Source organism: Spiroplasma endosymbiont of Apeira syringaria (genome assembly GCF_964020205.1).
GTDB classification, from domain to species: domain Bacteria; phylum Bacillota_I; class Bacilli_A; order Mycoplasmatales; family VBWQ01; genus Spiroplasma_E; species Spiroplasma_E ixodetis_A.
On the sequence record NZ_OZ026543.1, the window covers coordinates 79,406 to 96,436 of the forward strand.

Annotated in this window: 17 protein-coding genes and 2 pseudogenes; 7 read left to right on the forward strand and 12 right to left on the reverse strand. The window is 24.7% G+C overall.

Going from position 1 to position 17,031, the window contains the following annotated elements; translation table 4 throughout:
• Positions 1-133 precede the first annotated feature (133 nt).
• Positions 134-538, forward strand: coding sequence for a hypothetical protein (locus AACL02_RS00450; RefSeq protein WP_339042049.1), 405 nt, complete (start codon positions 134-136; stop codon positions 536-538).
• Between the two features lie 256 nt (positions 539-794).
• Here AACL02_RS00450 and AACL02_RS00455 read toward each other — a convergent pair whose 3' ends face one another.
• Positions 795-1,382, reverse strand: coding sequence for a hypothetical protein (locus AACL02_RS00455; protein WP_339042051.1), 588 nt, complete (start codon positions 1,380-1,382; stop codon positions 795-797).
• Between AACL02_RS00455 and AACL02_RS00460 the strand changes: the two genes are divergently transcribed.
• Positions 1,328-2,149 (forward strand): IS1595 family transposase, encoded by an 822-nt coding sequence (locus AACL02_RS00460; protein WP_339042053.1) that lies wholly within the window; start codon positions 1,328-1,330, stop codon positions 2,147-2,149. The genes AACL02_RS00455 and AACL02_RS00460 overlap by 55 nt on opposite strands.
• Before the next feature lie 232 nt (positions 2,150-2,381).
• Here AACL02_RS00460 and AACL02_RS00465 read toward each other — a convergent pair whose 3' ends face one another.
• Positions 2,382-2,510: a hypothetical protein gene (locus tag AACL02_RS00465; RefSeq protein WP_339042055.1), complete on the reverse strand. Its 129-nt coding sequence runs from the start codon at positions 2,508-2,510 to the stop codon at positions 2,382-2,384.
• A gap of 213 nt (positions 2,511-2,723) precedes the next feature.
• Here AACL02_RS00465 and AACL02_RS00470 point away from each other — a divergent pair, with 213 nt between their 5' ends.
• Positions 2,724-2,900, forward strand: a complete 177-nt coding sequence (locus AACL02_RS00470; RefSeq protein WP_338975618.1) for a hypothetical protein — start codon at positions 2,724-2,726, stop codon at positions 2,898-2,900.
• Positions 2,901-3,087: 187 nt separating this feature from the next.
• Here AACL02_RS00470 and AACL02_RS00475 read toward each other — a convergent pair whose 3' ends face one another.
• The 6 genes and pseudogenes from AACL02_RS00475 to AACL02_RS00500 all read right to left on the reverse strand — a co-directional run bounded on the left by AACL02_RS00475 (position 3,088) and on the right by AACL02_RS00500 (position 9,643).
• The gene (locus tag AACL02_RS00475) at positions 3,088-4,773 is read right to left on the reverse strand and encodes a dicarboxylate/amino acid:cation symporter (protein WP_339042057.1); all 1,686 of its coding nucleotides are present in this window, start codon (positions 4,771-4,773) and stop codon (positions 3,088-3,090) included.
• Between the two features lie 33 nt (positions 4,774-4,806).
• A pseudogene (locus tag AACL02_RS00480) lies at positions 4,807-5,958 on the reverse strand (FAD-dependent oxidoreductase).
• A 367-nt stretch (positions 5,959-6,325) separates the two neighbouring features.
• Positions 6,326-7,339 (reverse strand): alpha/beta hydrolase, encoded by a 1,014-nt coding sequence (locus AACL02_RS00485; RefSeq protein ID WP_339042059.1) that lies wholly within the window; start codon positions 7,337-7,339, stop codon positions 6,326-6,328.
• Positions 7,340-7,369: 30 nt separating this feature from the next.
• The gene (locus tag AACL02_RS00490) at positions 7,370-7,708 is read right to left on the reverse strand and encodes an HU family DNA-binding protein (protein WP_339042061.1); all 339 of its coding nucleotides are present in this window, start codon (positions 7,706-7,708) and stop codon (positions 7,370-7,372) included.
• 112 nt (positions 7,709-7,820) lie between these two features.
• Positions 7,821-8,636 (reverse strand): IS1595 family transposase, encoded by an 816-nt coding sequence (locus AACL02_RS00495; protein ID WP_339043450.1) that lies wholly within the window; start codon positions 8,634-8,636, stop codon positions 7,821-7,823.
• Between the two features lie 185 nt (positions 8,637-8,821).
• Positions 8,822-9,643: an IS1595 family transposase gene (locus AACL02_RS00500; RefSeq protein WP_339042063.1), complete on the reverse strand. Its 822-nt coding sequence runs from the start codon at positions 9,641-9,643 to the stop codon at positions 8,822-8,824.
• On the opposite strand from AACL02_RS00500, the gene AACL02_RS00505 reads away from it, so the two are divergent.
• Positions 9,589-9,711 (forward strand): hypothetical protein, encoded by a 123-nt coding sequence (locus tag AACL02_RS00505; protein ID WP_339042066.1) that lies wholly within the window; start codon positions 9,589-9,591, stop codon positions 9,709-9,711. The two genes, AACL02_RS00500 and AACL02_RS00505, sit on opposite strands and share 55 nt — an antisense overlap.
• Before the next feature lie 176 nt (positions 9,712-9,887).
• On the forward strand, positions 9,888-12,011 hold the full coding sequence (locus tag AACL02_RS00510; RefSeq protein WP_339042068.1) for a hypothetical protein: 2,124 nt from the start codon (positions 9,888-9,890) through the stop codon (positions 12,009-12,011).
• Between the two features lie 123 nt (positions 12,012-12,134).
• Here the strand turns inward: AACL02_RS00510 and AACL02_RS00515 are convergent.
• Positions 12,135-13,373, reverse strand: a pseudogene (locus tag AACL02_RS00515) (IS256 family transposase).
• A gap of 229 nt (positions 13,374-13,602) precedes the next feature.
• On the opposite strand from AACL02_RS00515, the gene AACL02_RS00520 reads away from it, so the two are divergent.
• On the forward strand, positions 13,603-14,553 hold the full coding sequence (locus AACL02_RS00520; protein WP_339040235.1) for an IS30 family transposase: 951 nt from the start codon (positions 13,603-13,605) through the stop codon (positions 14,551-14,553).
• A 19-nt stretch (positions 14,554-14,572) separates the two neighbouring features.
• On the opposite strand, the gene AACL02_RS00525 is transcribed toward AACL02_RS00520, so the two are convergent.
• Positions 14,573-14,965, reverse strand: coding sequence for a hypothetical protein (locus tag AACL02_RS00525; RefSeq protein WP_339042070.1), 393 nt, complete (start codon positions 14,963-14,965; stop codon positions 14,573-14,575).
• A gap of 301 nt (positions 14,966-15,266) precedes the next feature.
• A complete protein-coding gene (locus AACL02_RS00530) occupies positions 15,267-15,683 on the reverse strand; it encodes a hypothetical protein (RefSeq protein ID WP_339042072.1) in 417 nt (138 codons plus the stop codon).
• Positions 15,684-15,967: 284 nt separating this feature from the next.
• Between AACL02_RS00530 and AACL02_RS00535 the strand changes: the two genes are divergently transcribed.
• On the forward strand, positions 15,968-16,165 hold the full coding sequence (locus AACL02_RS00535; RefSeq protein ID WP_339042074.1) for a hypothetical protein: 198 nt from the start codon (positions 15,968-15,970) through the stop codon (positions 16,163-16,165).
• Here AACL02_RS00535 and AACL02_RS00540 read toward each other — a convergent pair.
• Positions 16,151-16,972: an IS1595 family transposase gene (locus tag AACL02_RS00540; RefSeq protein WP_339042076.1), complete on the reverse strand. Its 822-nt coding sequence runs from the start codon at positions 16,970-16,972 to the stop codon at positions 16,151-16,153. The two genes, AACL02_RS00535 and AACL02_RS00540, sit on opposite strands and share 15 nt — an antisense overlap.
• Positions 16,973-17,031: the final 59 nt, after the last annotated feature.

Genomic DNA, 17,031 nt, shown 5'->3' on the forward strand with positions numbered 1-17,031 from the left:
AGAATGGAAAATTAATAATGAGAATTATTCCGTATGAATTATTTAGTTATACACCAGATATGATTTAACTGCATTGCGTAAAGAACTACTAATGTATGATCATTGTTTAAATAAAAAAATTACAAATATGGCAATGCAACCATTTTTAGACTTGGAACGCAACTATTTTAATTTACTTTTATGTAAATGAGAATTAGAAATGAAAAAACGAAATCATTATGTTAATTCATTATTTAAATGTTATACTAAATACAATGATTTTGAATTTGTTGCAACTCCTGATTTTTTAATTATTGAATGTTGTATACAATGAGATTTAAAAGGTTTTAAACCATATAAATGTAATTTAAATTGATATGAAATTATGATGATGACAATTAAAAATAAAGATAAAATAAATAAAGATTTTTATGAACAACTTTCTTTGTGGTATAAAGAAATGTTTATGAAAATTAATGATAATGGTTCTTTTAAACCTAAGAAATTAAATATGAATGTTTTTTTTGAAAAAATAAGTAATTTTTTATTAACAGCATAATAGTTTTTGAAAAAAATTTTGATTTTATTTTATAATTAAATTATAAAATACTCTAATAGAATGGAAATTTTATTTTTGAAATTAAACTAAATATGTTGTTGAATTGTTTCTATTTTAATTACCCTTTTTAAACAATTAACCCATTTACTTTGGCATAAAAGTAATGGGTTAAAATTATATATTGGATAGCAACTATATGTTATTAAATTTTGTGTATTTTCAATAGACTTCTTTCATGTTTGATTTAAAATTTACATTAGTTAATAATTTTAATAGCTTTTGGTAAAGTGACAGATATTAAATTAGTCATTCCAACAAAATCAATTGAATTTCATTGAGCAGTAATTTTAACTTTGACTATCTTACTAGTAGTTGATAAATCAATAGTAGTAATTCTATTAATACAATCTTCATCTATTATATCATATACATAATCAAGGTTTTTGATGACAATATCGCCATAACATATTTTTTGTACAGAATTATTGATGATTGAATCTAATGCATTTTCTATTTCTTCTTTTGTAACAGCATTTGGGTAAATAGCCTCAATTTGACTTGGACTATCAATATTAGTAATTTCGTTTAAATCATTTCATCATTGTAATAAGCAATAACTAATTGTAATATTATTTTTTTCTCCTTTAAATTTGGCTCCATTTTTAGCCACAATTTTAATATTTAAATTTAAAGTTAAAAAATCATTTGGTTTAAAAATATCAATAAAGTATAAATCTTTAAAGTAAAAATATTTCGGACTTCTCCCCACATGTACTTGTGGAGGGAATAATGAAACTGAATGAATTCAACAATGCTTTTCAAACTGAACAGCAATGTCTTGCATATATAGCAAATTTGAAAGAAAACAAATGTATTAGGTGTTTTAGTTTTAATTTGAATACTTCTGATTTAAAAAGAATGAGATGTTTAAAATGTAATCAAAAATTTAGCATTCTCACAGGCACCATATTTTCAAGGTCACAAACATCTTTAACATCTTGGTTTTATCTTATCTTTAGATGAATAAACACCAAACATGGAATTCCATCAACAGATATTGCAAAAGAATTGGGAGTGACTTTGAAAACTGCTTGAAGAATGACTCATAAAATCAGAACACGTATTGCAAAACAAAAACCTCAATTTATTGTTGAAGGTACAGTGCAAATTGATGAAATGTATCTTTCACATATGGGTTTTAAAAAACAAGGAAGATCCTTGGTGAATAAAACCTTGATTGTTGGCATTTATCAAAAAACAACCAATAATTTAATTGTGAAAGTATTGAAAAACGCAAATAGTAAAAATCTTTTGCAGTTTGCAAAAAACCACATTTCTTCAAAATGTCTTGTATATACTGATTCTTGAAAAGGATATTGCGATTTTAAATCAGTTTTCACTAAGCATGAAACAGTTAACCATCAAGATGGCTATGTTTCAAAAATTGGTGTAAATACCAACCAAATTGAATCAGTTTGAAAACATATAAGAAGAACATTTAAAACACATATCAAAGTTGCAAAACATCATGTTCATTTATATGCTAAAGAAGCTGCATATAAATTCAACAAGATACCTAGTTTTGAAACTGTAATTCTATGTTTGATTTAAAAATGTGGGGAGAAGTCCGTAGATAGGCTTTTCTCAGCATTTATGTGATAAAATTAAAATAGTACATAAAGGGAGAAAAGCCAAATATTTTTCAAAAATTTTTATATAAACATCATAGTCATCACTTGTAATAGTTTTTAAACCTGATATTGCTACTAATTTTGCTTGTAATTTATTTAAAAATTCAGATTTTATATTTTTTTTAAATTTTAATGTATCTAAATTTATATTATTAGGAATTTTTGTTGAAATATCAATTTTTGTATCTTTTTTTTGAGTCTGGTGTATCGCAAGCAACTACAGTTAATGGTATTGGTGTTGATATTGCTAAAATTATTATTAATTTTAATAAATTTTTCATTTTATTTTTCTCCTTTAAATTCATTTACCTTCATATAAATTATATAAAATAAAACTTAAATACCATTATATAATATTATTCACGGCAATAAATAAGAATGACAAAAAATTTCTAAAATAAAGTGTAAAAATAATTAGTAGTTTTAATGATAAAAGTTATCAAAGTTCAATAATTATTGATATAACTAAACAAACAAATATTTCAGATATTTATATGCAAAATTATTTTGCAGAGAAAACTAAACCAGTAACATCAGATAAACAGCAGGCAATTGCAAATGTTACAGATAGTTTAAAGAAAATTCAAAAAAATGAATATCTTACTAAGTCAATTAGAAGTATGTATAAAGAAAAAAATGATTTTAATCAAAGTATAATGATTATACATTAAGATTTGGTAAGAGTCCTTTAATAAAAGGTATTATTGAAGGTAGAAATGTATTAGCGCATCAATTAATTTTTATTAGTCCATATCAAAAAATTAGTTATTTTCCTCACTTAATTTCTACTATATATTTAGTTTTGTGATATCTTTATGAAATAGATTACTAAAAATTTATTTAGATAATAATTGGAAATTAGATATCTTTACCACTTTTAATTGTTTTAATATCTTTTTTTAACTGCTCTTTTAAAAATTTAATATCATTCTCACTATTTTTTACTTTTTTTAATGCTTCAATTTTAACTTTAGTATCTTTTTTTAATGCTTGAATCTTATCATTTTTTTCAGATCTAATTAACAATTTGGCTCCAACTTTCTTTGTTAAAATGTGTAAACCCATAAAAGGGTATTTTTTTAATAAAAGTTTTTCATCTTCAATTAATTCTTGATTGCGAGAAGCAATAACAGTAGCTTGTAAACCACCAGAAATATTAACTGCAGTTCTGCCCATATCAAATAAACCATCTAAAGCACCAATAATACCATAAACAGCAGCATAATAGCTACCAAAACCAAGACCACCTAAAACACCAGCTGTTACAACAGCAGCAGTTCCTGGTACTCCCGCAATTCCTAATGAAGCAACTAATGTTACAATTAAGCCATTAATAAATAAAATAGCAATTGTTCAGTTGGGGAAATTACCAGGAAGGATAACACTAAATCATAAGAAAGATAAAATAATGCCAGCTTGCACTCCAGCACAGCCACTTAAACCTATTGTTGTTGAAAGTGGCATTACTGTATCACTACCCTCTTCTTTCACTTTTAAATATTCTTTTAAGGTATTCATAGCAATTGGTAAAGCGGCATTAGAAGACTGAGTTGTAAAACCAGCAATAATTGGTTTCTGTGCTTTTAATAATCAACGATAAGGATTAATACCAAATAAATATAATGATAATAAATGTCATAAGAAAGTAATAATTAGTGCTAAATAAGCGACTCCAATAATAATGCCAATATTAGCAAGTGCACCAATTGGTTGATTAATAATTGCTGTTGCTAGCATAATCATAACAGCAAATGGCATAGTTTTAATAAACATCATTAATATTGAAATAATAATTTTTCACATTGTTTCTAAAGTGTTTCTTGCTTTGTCCATTCGTTCTTCATTATGCTTAGTTAGTTTTTTAATTGCAAATCCAATTAAAGCACCAAGGACAATGATTGGAATAATTAATGTTTGAGTAAAAACACCAATTAAGCTGCTAGGAACGTAACTAATGATAATTTCGGGAATTGTTTTGGCAGTAGTTTTATCGTAACTACCACCATCAGTTAAATTAAAACCTTGGCCAATTTTAAAAGCAATTCCTAGTCCAAAGGCAATAGTAAAAGCAATATCCACATTTATTAATAAAATAGTAATACCAACTCCTGAAACTTTAGTTATTGTTTTTGAGTTACTATTTTTTTTACTAGTAATTCTAGCAATAGCTAAAAATACTAATGGAATAGTTAACATAGTAATACCAATAATAAAAATAGTTTTTAATAATTCAATTCAGTGTACAATTTCTGCAACTCAGGGTATATAGTCAGGATTAGGTTTTATTGGTGTTCCAGGTAAGTTAGGATAAGTAATGTTATGATTATTAAAACCAGTAATAACTTGGATAATAATACCAAAAATTAGTCCTAATCCCATTCCAGTAAAAATACGAATTGGAAATTTAGTTTTATTTTTTTTAATAAAAATAGAAAGTGCTAGGATAATACTAAAAAAGACAATTATCCCGATTAGAATTTGTCAGTGTGAAATACCAAAAAAGTCTCTTAATAAGTTAATATTGTCATTACTAAGAGTTGTCATAGTTGCTACCTCATTCTTTTTATTTTTTATAGGTTATGACGATGTTACTTTTCTGCTTGCTATATGAATAATATCACTAGTACGAGCAAAAGGAGGTGAATAAACTAAATCTAAATTTTGTAAATCACGGATGTCCATTTTATTTCAAATGGCAGTAGCAAGAGCATTAATTCTTAATGTGGCATGATTATAGCCTGCCATTTGTGCTGCCAGTAATTGGAAATTTGTTTTATCATAAAATAGTTTCAAGTATAAAGGACGAGATTGTTTTAAGTATCTTGGTAGATCATAATCTTTAATATAAACACTACCAATTTTATTTTTATCAATCGTATCAAAACTACCAGTTTTTGTTATTTCTAAATTACCAACACGTAAAATACTTGATCATAAAGTTCCTGGATATTTATGTTCTGGGTTTTTAATATTATCAGCAATAATACGTGCCATTTTATTAGCATTACTTGCCAAGGGAACATATATTGATGATTTATCAAATTGACTATATATTTGTGCACAATCACCACCACTATACATATTTGAAAACTTTTTTGTAACATTTTCTTTAGAAGGAATTTGACAGAATTCGTTAATAATAATTGCTTTATTTTTATTTAATTCAATGTTGCTATTTTGTAAAAAATTCGTATTTGGTTCAAAACCAACTGCTAGTATTACTAAGTCACAAGGTATTGTTTTTCCATTTTTTTTATCACTTACACTTCTTAAACGCAAATCATTAACATTATTATGAGTCATCATTAGTTCTTAAACTTGATAGTTTAGTAAAATAGTGGCATCGTTTTTTGATTTAGTTTTATGATTAATATTTTTTTTGGTTATTTCATCATAAATTAATTGGCTAAATTCTTTATCAACAGCGTCTGCCATTAATCGATCTTTCATTTCAACGATTGTGACATCTTTTTTTTGTTTTAAGCATGCTTCTGCCATTTCCATGCTAATGAATCCACCGCCAATAATAACTATTTTTTTAGCATTTTTCATTGCTTTTTTTAGATTTATGGCATCTTCTTTAGTAAAAACATTATAAACATTATGTGGCAAAATACCATGACTAAAAGGTGGCGGAATTTTTGGTTTGGCTCCTGTTGCAATAACTAAGGCATGATAAGATACAACTTTTGCTTTAGTTTTATCGTCTGTTGTTTTTTTGACATGAATTTATTGTTTTGCTGTATCGACTTTAATAACATTTTGATTTAAATGAATTTTAATTTTATTTTTATTATTAGTTTTTTCTGAAAAATCTTTTTTTGTACGATCATTTAAAAGTTTTTTATCTTTAAATTAATTAGCAATATAATAAGGAATACCACAAGCACCAAGTGAAATATAGTTTTTTTCTTGATAAACATGGATATCAAAATTTTTATCACTATTTTTTTAACTACGTAATAATTTACTCGCAACTCCCATCCCAGTCGCGCCAGCACCAATAATAATAACTTTAATTTTCATTTTTATCATCGCTCCACTCTCATTAATTATAATATATATTTAATAAAAATATCAATTAATAGTGTTTATCTTAAGTATTGATTCATTTTTGAACAAATTCTAAAGTAGTGTCACTAATACCTTTATCAGTTACTAAATTATATTCATTAACAACTGTGTGGTCTAAATCACCAATTAAAAAACTTTGACCGTGGTTAGCATCAAGGATAGTGTATAATGAACTTTTTTTTGGTATTTCATATCGAATTTTTTCTTGAAATAATTCGTTAGCATTAGTGTAGTTAATAAAGTGATCATTTTGACCATGAAGAAATAACATTGGCATATCAGGTATTAATTTTAAATATTTAATTGGTTGTATTTCTTGTAAACCATCGACACCAAATGTTTTTTGTGCTTTTTTCCGACTTAATTTCAGCATTAAATTAGTAGGTAAGAAAGCATAATTGTATAGTTTTTCACTATACGTACGATCTAAGCGACTAAATGTACAATCAGAAATAATGAATTTTACTTTTTGATTAATTTTATGTTTTGCATATAAATCGCTTCACATTACTACTGTTGCGCCACCTAATGAAAAACCATATAATCCTAAAGCAGTAGTTTCTTGCTTATATGTTTTACAACAGTATTCAATAATGTCTTGTAAATCTTGTGATTCTTTTAAACCAAAAGTTGTTGGTGATGCATCACTTTCACCATGGTTACGAGCATCATATCAAATAACATTATAGCCAGCACGTAAAAAAATGAAAGCCTGTTTAAATATTCAAAATCTTGTATTAGTTATTCCGTGTAATAAAATTATTGTTTTATTATTATTTTCATTTTTAAGGGTACTTTTTAAAAGATTACCGTATAATGTTAAATTGTCAATTGATGTTTTAATTGAAAAAGGAATTATATTTTCATGTTTTTCTAGGTATTCTCAATATTCAAAATACATTCGCCATTTTGCTAATTCAATTTTAACTTTCGGTTGAGATTGAGAATTATATTGCAAGCATGCTTTAAACATTTCAATTGAATTTATATTAACTTTTTGTCTTAATTTTATTCTATTAATAATACTTTGTTTCATTAGTTTTCCTCACATTTTAGGTCATACATTTTAATAGTAGATGTTATTTAGTATTGTTGGTTTTGGTTTACAACGAATATATTTTTTGTATTTTTTATAAGGTATAAATTTAATATATTTGTATTTGCTAACTACGTGTTGTCCATTATTTTTACTATTTCGTCGTAAACAAGGTTTTACTTTTTTGATTTTAAAAGTACCAAAATTAGAAATAGTAATTACTTTACCTAGTTGGTTAATATTTTTAATTTCTTCAATTACACAATTAAAAACTATTTCAATATCTTGAATGTTAAATTTAGTTTTATCTGATAATCTTGCAATTAATTCTTTTGCGTTCATAAAAATCAACCCTAGCTTTTTGCCCATATCCTTCTAATATTATTTTATATTATTTTAGGCTTTTCTCCCTTTATGTACTATTTTAATTTTATCACATAAATGCTGAGAAAAGCCTATCTACGGACTTCTCCCCACATTTTTAAATCAAACATAGAATTACAGTTTCAAAACTAGGTATCTTGTTGAATTTATATGCAGCTTCTTTAGCATATAAATGAACATGATGTTTTGCAACTTTGATATGTGTTTTAAATGTTCTTCTTATATGTTTTCAAACTGATTCAATTTGGTTGGTATTTACACCAATTTTTGAAACATAGCCATCTTGATGGTTAACTGTTTCATGCTTAGTGAAAACTGATTTAAAATCGCAATATCCTTTTCAAGAATCAGTATATACAAGACATTTTGAAGAAATGTGGTTTTTTGCAAACTGCAAAAGATTTTTACTCTTTGCGTTTTTCAATACTTTCACAATTAAATTATTGGTTGTTTTTTGATAAATGCCAACAATCAAGGTTTTATTCACCAAGGATCTTCCTTGTTTTTTAAAACCCATATGTGAAAGATACATTTCATCAATTTGCACTGTACCTTCAACAATAAATTGAGGTTTTTGTTTTGCAATACGTGTTCTGATTTTATGAGTCATTCTTCAAGCAGTTTTCAAAGTCACTCCCAATTCTTTTGCAATATATGTTGATGGAATTCCATGTTTGGTGTTTATTCATCTAAAGATAAGATAAAACCAAGATGTTAAAGATGTTTGTGACCTTGAAAATATGGTGCCTGTGAGAATGCTAAATGTTTGATTACATTTTAAACATCTCATTCTTTTTAAATCAGAAGTATTCAAATTAAAACTAAAACACCTAATACATTTGTTTTCTTTCAAATTTGCTATATATGCAAGACATTGCTGTTCAGTTTGAAAAGCATTGTTGAATTCATTCAGTTTCATTATTCCCTCCACAAGTACATGTGGGGAGAAGTCCGTTATTTTATTTATAAAATGTAATCTATAAATTTTTCGTACTTTGCTTATTAATAATTTTATAGGCTTTTCTCCCTTTATGTACTATTTTAATTTTATCACATAAATGCTGAGAAAAGCCTATCTCCGGACTTCTCCCCACATTTTTAAATCAAACATAGAATTACAGTTTCAAAACTAGGTATCTTGTTGAATTTATATGCAGCTTCTTTATCATATAAATGAACATGATGTTTTGCAACTTTGATATGTGTTTTAAATGTTCTTCTTATATGTTTTCAAACTGATTCAATTTGGTTGGTATTTACACCAATTTTTGAAACATAGCCATCTTGATGGTTAACTGTTTCATGCTTAGTGAAAACTGATTTAAAATCGCAATATCCTTTTCAAGAATCAGTATATACAAGACATTTTGAAGAAATGTGGTTTTTTGCAAACTGCAAAAGATTTTTACTCTTTGCGTTTTTCAATACTTTCACAATTAAATTATTGGTTGTTTTTTGATAAATGCCAACAATCAAGGTTTTATTCACCAAGGATCTTCCTTGTTTTTTAAAACCCATATGTGAAAGATACATTTCATCAATTTGCACTGTACCTTCAACAATAAATTGAGGTTTTTGTTTTGCAATACGTGTTCTGATTTTATGAGTCATTCTTCAAGCAGTTTTCAAAGTCACTCCCAATTCTTTTGCAATATCTGTTGATGGAATTCCATGTTTGGTGTTTATTCATCTAAAGATAAGATAAAACCAAGATGTTAAAGATGTTTGTGACCTTGAAAATATGGTGCCTGTGAGAATGCTAAATGTTTTATTACATTTTAAACATCTCATTCTTTTTAAATCAGAAGTATTCAAATTAAAATTAAAACACCTAATACATTTGTTTTCTTTCAAATTTGCTATATATGCAAGACATTGCTGTTCAGTTTGAAAAGCATTGTTGAATTCATTCAGTTTCATTATTCCCTCCACAAGTACATGTGGGGAGAAGTCCGATTTTATATATAAAAGGCATTTTACATATTTAATTTGAATAATTTTAACATTAAAAATAATAAGAATCAAAGATAAAAATTTCTTTATTATATTCAATAGTATAAGTAAGTATATTCCTTAACTATAATTATAATTTATATAAAATGTAATTACAAAAATAAAATTGTTTGGCCATTGCTTTAGTTTTAAAGCAAGTGGTTTTTTATTTTTGAAAGAAAAGAAAGAGAGGTTTAAAATTATTCTAGAGATAGCGACAACAAATGTTTCAATAGGTGATATTGAAAATAAAATTAGAAAATTTAAAGAAAATTTAGAAATTTTTAAAAAAGAATTCACATTTTTCATAAATGAAAGTGTTGAGGAACAACGTAATTATAAACAAAGATATCAAGATATTTTATCAGAAGAAGAATTAGAGAATAGTAAATATGAAAAGGATTTATCTTATAAAGAAGATGATTTAAAAAACTTAAAAAGTCATATTGAAGATTTAACAAAAAGTAGGACTAATAATCAACTTAGAAATCAAACATTGGATGAAAAAATAGCAAAAGATCAAAAAGAATTAAAAAAAATAAGAAAAGAAATTAAAGCTTTGCAAAAAGATAAAGAAGAGTTTAAAGAAAAAAGCGCAAAGATAGATAAAGATACTTTTCAAGAAACTCAAAAAAATATTGAAGATTTCCAAGCTACTATGAGAACAAAAATAAAATATGTTGAAGTAGTATCAGCTTTAATTGAAGTTAATTCAAGTGATGCAAACATACAAAAGCATTGAGATGCATTATGAATCGATTATAATAATAAAGTTAAAAATGCAAAAGAAAGAATTCAAATTTTAGAAACAAAAATTTCAAGTTATAAAAAACAAATTTTAGAAAATGAAATTAGTATTAAAAGCCAAGAAAAAGAAATAATAGTATTAACGCAAGAACAATTAAAGTTAGAAATTGATATAAAAAAAATTAAAGATAAAATTGAAAAAAATATAAAAGAAATAAGGGATAAATTAAATGAAATTAATAATAAAATGAATATTTGTTTTACTGAAAATAAATTGAATATAACCAAAAAGAGTAATTATATTATTAATTTATTTAATGAATTTAAAACTTTTCATGAAAAAATAAAAGAAGATTTTAAGTTTTTCATTACATTAAAAGAACAAGTAGATAAATTTTTAGGTGAATATTTTTTTATTAAAAACTCTAAAATTGAAAATTCTATATCAATAGTTGCTGATTATGATGCTGCACTTAAAATTATTATCAAGAATTTTACTACTTTTTTTGGAGAAAATAAATATGGTGAACTTTTAAAAAGTATAAAACAGTTTAATAACTATAAAGAAAGTAATGCTCAACAAGAATTACAACCATCAACTTCTAGTGATATCACTATTGATATCAATAATGAAAATAATGGTAAATGCAAATTATTTGATTTTGAAGAATTAAAATTAGAATCAGGATCAATAGTAAAAATGACTCTTAATTATTATAATTTTTTACAAGAATATAAAGGTCCATATTCTTATCTAATTTTTATTAAAGATGATAGTTTAAATGAAGGGAAGAATCAAAAAATAGCAAAAAACCTTTATTTTAATCCATTACTATTATTTGAAGATTGTAATGAAGAAGAACAAATGATTTTTAAAAAATTACAAAATAAAATGGTAAAAAATAGTAAAAAGAATTTTCTTTTTAATGAAAACAAAAAATTTGCTTTATTATGTACTAATGAAAATGATAGTTCGCAAAATCTTTTGTTTTTAATTGATTTTACAACGTTAATTAAAATTCCTAAAAAGTTTATTCCATTAATGTATGATTATCAAAAAAAATATAATTTAAATCAAAAAATATGTAAAAAAATAGTTAATAATTTTGAACAAAAAAATAAAAAAGATTATAAATTTATGTTTATAAAAGTTAGAGTACAAAATAATAATATTAAAAATTATATTAAAAATTTAGATTTATTATATGAAAAAATTTATCAACAAAAAGATCAATTACAAGAGTTAAAACATTTATTTTTTGAATTTAATGAATTTCTTGATTTAAATAAAAAACAGCAAAATATAAAAATAAGTGATTATGAAACGCAACAAACTAGCGAATTTCTTAAAGAAAATGATTTTGTATATAAAATGGTAAAAGAAATATCTAATATTTTAGATATAACATTAAATTCAATAAATTCAGATTGTTTGATAGGAAATTCTAATAATGTATTACAAATAGCAGATGTTGAATCAATAAATCAAGAAGTATCAGTTGGTCTAGTACTTTCTGAACAAAAGATAGCATTTACAAATAATATATAATCAAAAGTTTTAAACTTATAAATAATGCAATTTTCCAGATAATTTAATTATCTGGAATTTAAAATTAATAAGGAAAAAAAATGAGGCTTTTTAATAATCTGTGTATCTTTGTTTTATAAAGTACTAGTTTAGATTAATTCTATCTTCAAATTTTATCATAAAATGAGCAATTGCTGTATTTCAATTTTGAATAGGCAATGTTCATTTTTTTGTTATATTTTCAATTGCCAAGTAAAATATTTTGAAAACTGCCATATCATTAGGAAAAACTTTTTTATTTCTGATGATTTTTCGTAATTGACTATTAACAGATTCAATAGCATTTGTAGTATAAATCACTCTTTTGATTTCTACTGGATAACTAATAAAAACCATTAAATTATCTCAATTTTTATATCAAGATTTAGTAATTTGAGGATATTGTTTATTTCATTTACTTTCAAACGATTCTAAAGCTTGCATTGCTTGTTCTTCACTACATGCACTATAAATTGGTTTTAAATCTTCAAATAGACCTTTTCGATGTTTGTATGAAACATATTTTAAACTATTTCTAATTTGATGAACAATGCATAATTGATGTTCTGTTTTAGGATAAACTGATTGTATTGCTTCTGACATGCCTGTTAAATTATCACTACAAGCAATAAGAATATCATTTAAGCCACGATTTTTCATTTCTGTGAAATTAGATAATCAAAACTTACAACCTTCATTTTCACTAATTCATAATCCTAAAACATCTTTTTTGCCTTCTAAATCAACTCCTAATGCTATATAAAATGATTTGTTAATAATCCGTTTATCTTGTCGTACTTTAACTACTATACAATCAAAATAAACAATAGGATAAATACTTTCTAATGGTCGATTTTGTCATGCTTTAACATCATCAATAACATCATCAGTAATTTGACTAATAACACTTTCACTAATATCAGCACCATGATATAACTCTTGCAACTGCATTCTAATGTCAGATAATGTCATTCCTTTTGCATACAAGGAAAGAACTTGTTGATCAAAACCATCAAATATTCTTTGCCTTTTAGGAACTATTACAGGAGTAAAATTACTATTGCGATCTCTTGGTACATCAATTTCAATTTTACCTTGTTGAGTTATTAATTTTTTTGAACTTGTACCATTACGAGCATTTTCAGTAGTACTATGTTGATTTTTTTCATATCCTAAATAATTTTGCATTTCAGAATTCAACATTTTTTCAACTAATCTTTTTGTTAATTATTTATATAAACCGCCAGGTTTAAAAACTGTTGTTAAATCTTCAGTATTTTCTAGTAATAAATCTACTGCTTTTGATATTGGATGATTATTATTAAAGTTATCTTTTTTAGCCATCTGTAACTCACTCTTTCTAGTCATTTAATTATATTTACTAGAATTAATTAAACATAGTTATTTTTGTAAGTTACACAGATTACTAAACATTTCCAAAAAAATAATAATTTAATTTTTTTATATGCTGAATTATACTTGTAAGTGCAAGTAAATAAAATTGCAAAAAAATTCTCATATAAAAATTTCATAATGCTAAATTTATTTTATAAAAAAAGTAAGGAGTTTTTATATGAGTTATAAACATCTTGGCGTAGATGAAAGAATTTATATTGAGAATCAATTGAAATTTAAAGTTAAAATTAGTGAAATAGCTAAAAATCTTAATCGAAATATTAGTACTATTATTCGAGAAATTAATAGAAATCAAGATAATAGTAATTATTTTTCATTGATTGCACAAAATAAAGCTGAAAATAGAAAACAATCACATATTTTTTTTCATAAGTTTAAAAATAAAGATTTAGTAAAATATGTGCAACAAAAACTATTATTAGGCTGATCACCTGAACAAATTTATGGCAGAATTAAAAATTTTCATAAACAATGAGTTATTAGTTTTAAAACAATTTACAATTGAATTTATTCTGGATTGCTTGATCAAGTTACTAGTAAAAATTTAAGAAGAAAAGGCAAAAAACGCAAATCTCAAGAAAATCGTGGCAAATTCAATAGCAAATCAATTAAAGAAAGAGATCTTAATATTAATGATCGTATAACACTTGGTCATTGAGAAGGAGATACTATAGTATCATCACGAGGCAAAAGTAAAAAATGTTTAATAACTTTAGTTGAAAGAGTATCACGATTTACTTTAGCAATATTAGTTAAAAACAGAACTACTAAAGTTATTAACAAAAATATTAGCCATTATTTATCAATTCTTCCTAAAAATATTGTTAAAACCATTACTTTTGATCGTGGTAAAGAATTTTCAAATTGACAACAACTTGAAAAAAATTTAGATGTGAAAATTTATTTTGCAAATCCATATTCACCTTGACAAAGAGGTACTAATGAAAATACTAATGGTTTAATTAGAGAAAAATTTCCTAAAAAATTTAATTTTTCAAAAACTTGTAAAAATGAAGTTCATAAATTTATATTGTCTTTAAACCAAAGACCAAGAAAAATACTAAATTATCTTTCACCGATAGAATATTTGGATAGAAAAATAATTTAGTTGCACTTACCTTTACAATTTAGCATATAAATTTTGAAATACTTCTATTTTTAACATTGATTTCTTCTCATGATTTTTCATCATTAATTCTATTTTTAACATTGATTTCTTTTCATGATTTTTCATCATTAATATATTTTTTAAATAAGATTTCTGATCATAATGGTGCAAAATATGAGATTTGTTGTTCTGTAAATCATGGAATTTGTCATCATGTAAATGCTTGAATCTGCTCTGTTGTAAAAACCGCAATTTGTGATGGCAAAAATGATGCAATTTGTTCTATTATAAATCATGGAATTTGTTCTTTTGTGAATGCTTGAATCTGCTCTGTTGTAAAAACCGCAATTTGTGATGGCAAAAATGATGAAACTTGTTCTTTTGTAAATCAACTGATTTGTTCTTCTGTCAATGCTTGAATTTGTCAATCTGTAAATGCTTGAATTTGCTTTTCGGTAAATGCTGGTATTTGTAATTTTGTAAAATGTGGAATTTGCTTTATTGTAAATCAGGTAATCTGTGCTGAGGTAAATTTTTCAATTTGTTGTTTGCTAAAGTATGGAATTTGTGTTGTTGCATTGAATGCTCGAATTTCTTTTTTAGTTAATTTTAAAATATTTAAAATATCATTTCCATTAATTGTGATTGGTTTAGGAACAAAATCCTTTGCTTTATCATTGTCTTTTCTTTCAAATATTATTGGTTTTCTTTTTTTAAACTTTTTTCTTCAATATTTCTTTTGTCTGTTTCAGAAGTTCCTGACTCTTTATTTGAATCTTCACTATTTTTTCTTGTAATTTTTCTAGAATTTTTTTTATCTTTTTTATCTTTCCTTTATTAGCATTTTTGGTAATCGTTGTTTTATTTTTTAATTTAATATTTATTTTTCCTTTTCCTCCGCTTTTTACTTTTGCTCTCTTATTTCTATTGAGTAAAATTAATTCTTTTGCTATTGTTTCTAGTTCTATTTGATTGTATATTAAATTTTTTATTGATGTTATGTCAAATGTATTGTTAGAATCTATTTCATTATCAATTGACATAGTATTAGTACATTGCACTTTATTGTTAAAAAATGGTCCGATTAATATTCATAATTTAAATCAATAATTTGGATTAAAGTATTTCATAATTTTTGCCCTCCTTTGAAAGTAAATATTTTTTTATTTACTTTCAAAACAAAACAATTTTTAAATTTTATTATTTTAAAATAAAAATATGATTAAATTAGTTCTCTTTTATTATTAGATTATCAATTTAAGAAAACTTGAAATAGCGCTGTCAAGAAAGATGGACATTCAAAGTGAAATTTTATTAAGTTTTATAAATAATATTTGTAAATGTTAAATTGATAGTTATCAAGTTATTATTTAGTTTGTGATGAGTTTAATATTGATTAATTTTTTAAAATATATTGCTATTTATAATCATATTAGTACTTAATATACTAGTTAAAATTAGTATTACTAAATACTTAATTCTTTTTTATTTTCTTACTAAATTTAATTTATTTAAGGCTTTTCTCCCTTTATGTACTATTTTAATTTTATCACATAAATGCTGAGAAAAGCCTATCTACGGACTTCTCCCCACATTTTTAAATCAAACATAGAATTACAGTTTCAAAACTAGGTATCTTGTTGAATTTATATGCAGCTTCTTTAGCATATAAATGAACATGATGTTTTGCAACTTTGATATGTGTTTTAAATGTTCTTCTTATATGTTTTCAAACTGATTCAATTTGGTTGGTATTTACACCAATTTTTGAAACATAGCCATCTTGATGGTTAATTGTTTCATGCTTAGTGAAAACTGATTTAAAATCGCAATATCCTTTTCAAGAATCAGTATATACAAGACATTTTGAAGAAATGTGGTTTTTTGCAAACTGCAAAAGATTTTTACTCTTTGCGTTTTTCAATACTTTCACAATTAAATTATTGGTTGTTTTTTGATAAATGCCAACAATCAAGGTTTTATTCACCAAGGATCTTCCTTGTTTTTTAAAACCCATATGTGAAAGATACATTTCATCAATTTGCACTGTACCTTCAACAATAAATTGAGGTTTTTGTTTTGCAATACGTGTTCTGATTTTATGAGTCATTCTTCAAGCAGTTTTCAAAGTCACTCCTAATTCTTTTGCAATATCTGTTGATGGAATTCCATGTTTGGTGTTTATTCATCTAAAGATAAGATAAAACCAAGATGTTAAAGATGTTTGTGACCTTGAAAATATGGTGCCTGTGAGAATGCTAAATGTTTGATTACATTTTAAACATCTCATTCTTTTTAAATCAGAAGTATTCAAATTAAAACTAAAACACCTAATACATTTGTTTTCTTTCAAATTTGCTATATATGCAAGACATTGCTGTTCAGTTTGAAAAGCATTGTTGAATTCATTCAGTTTCATTATTCCCTCCACAAGTACATGTGGGGAGAAGTCCGTTATTTAATCTGTCAAAATCTTTA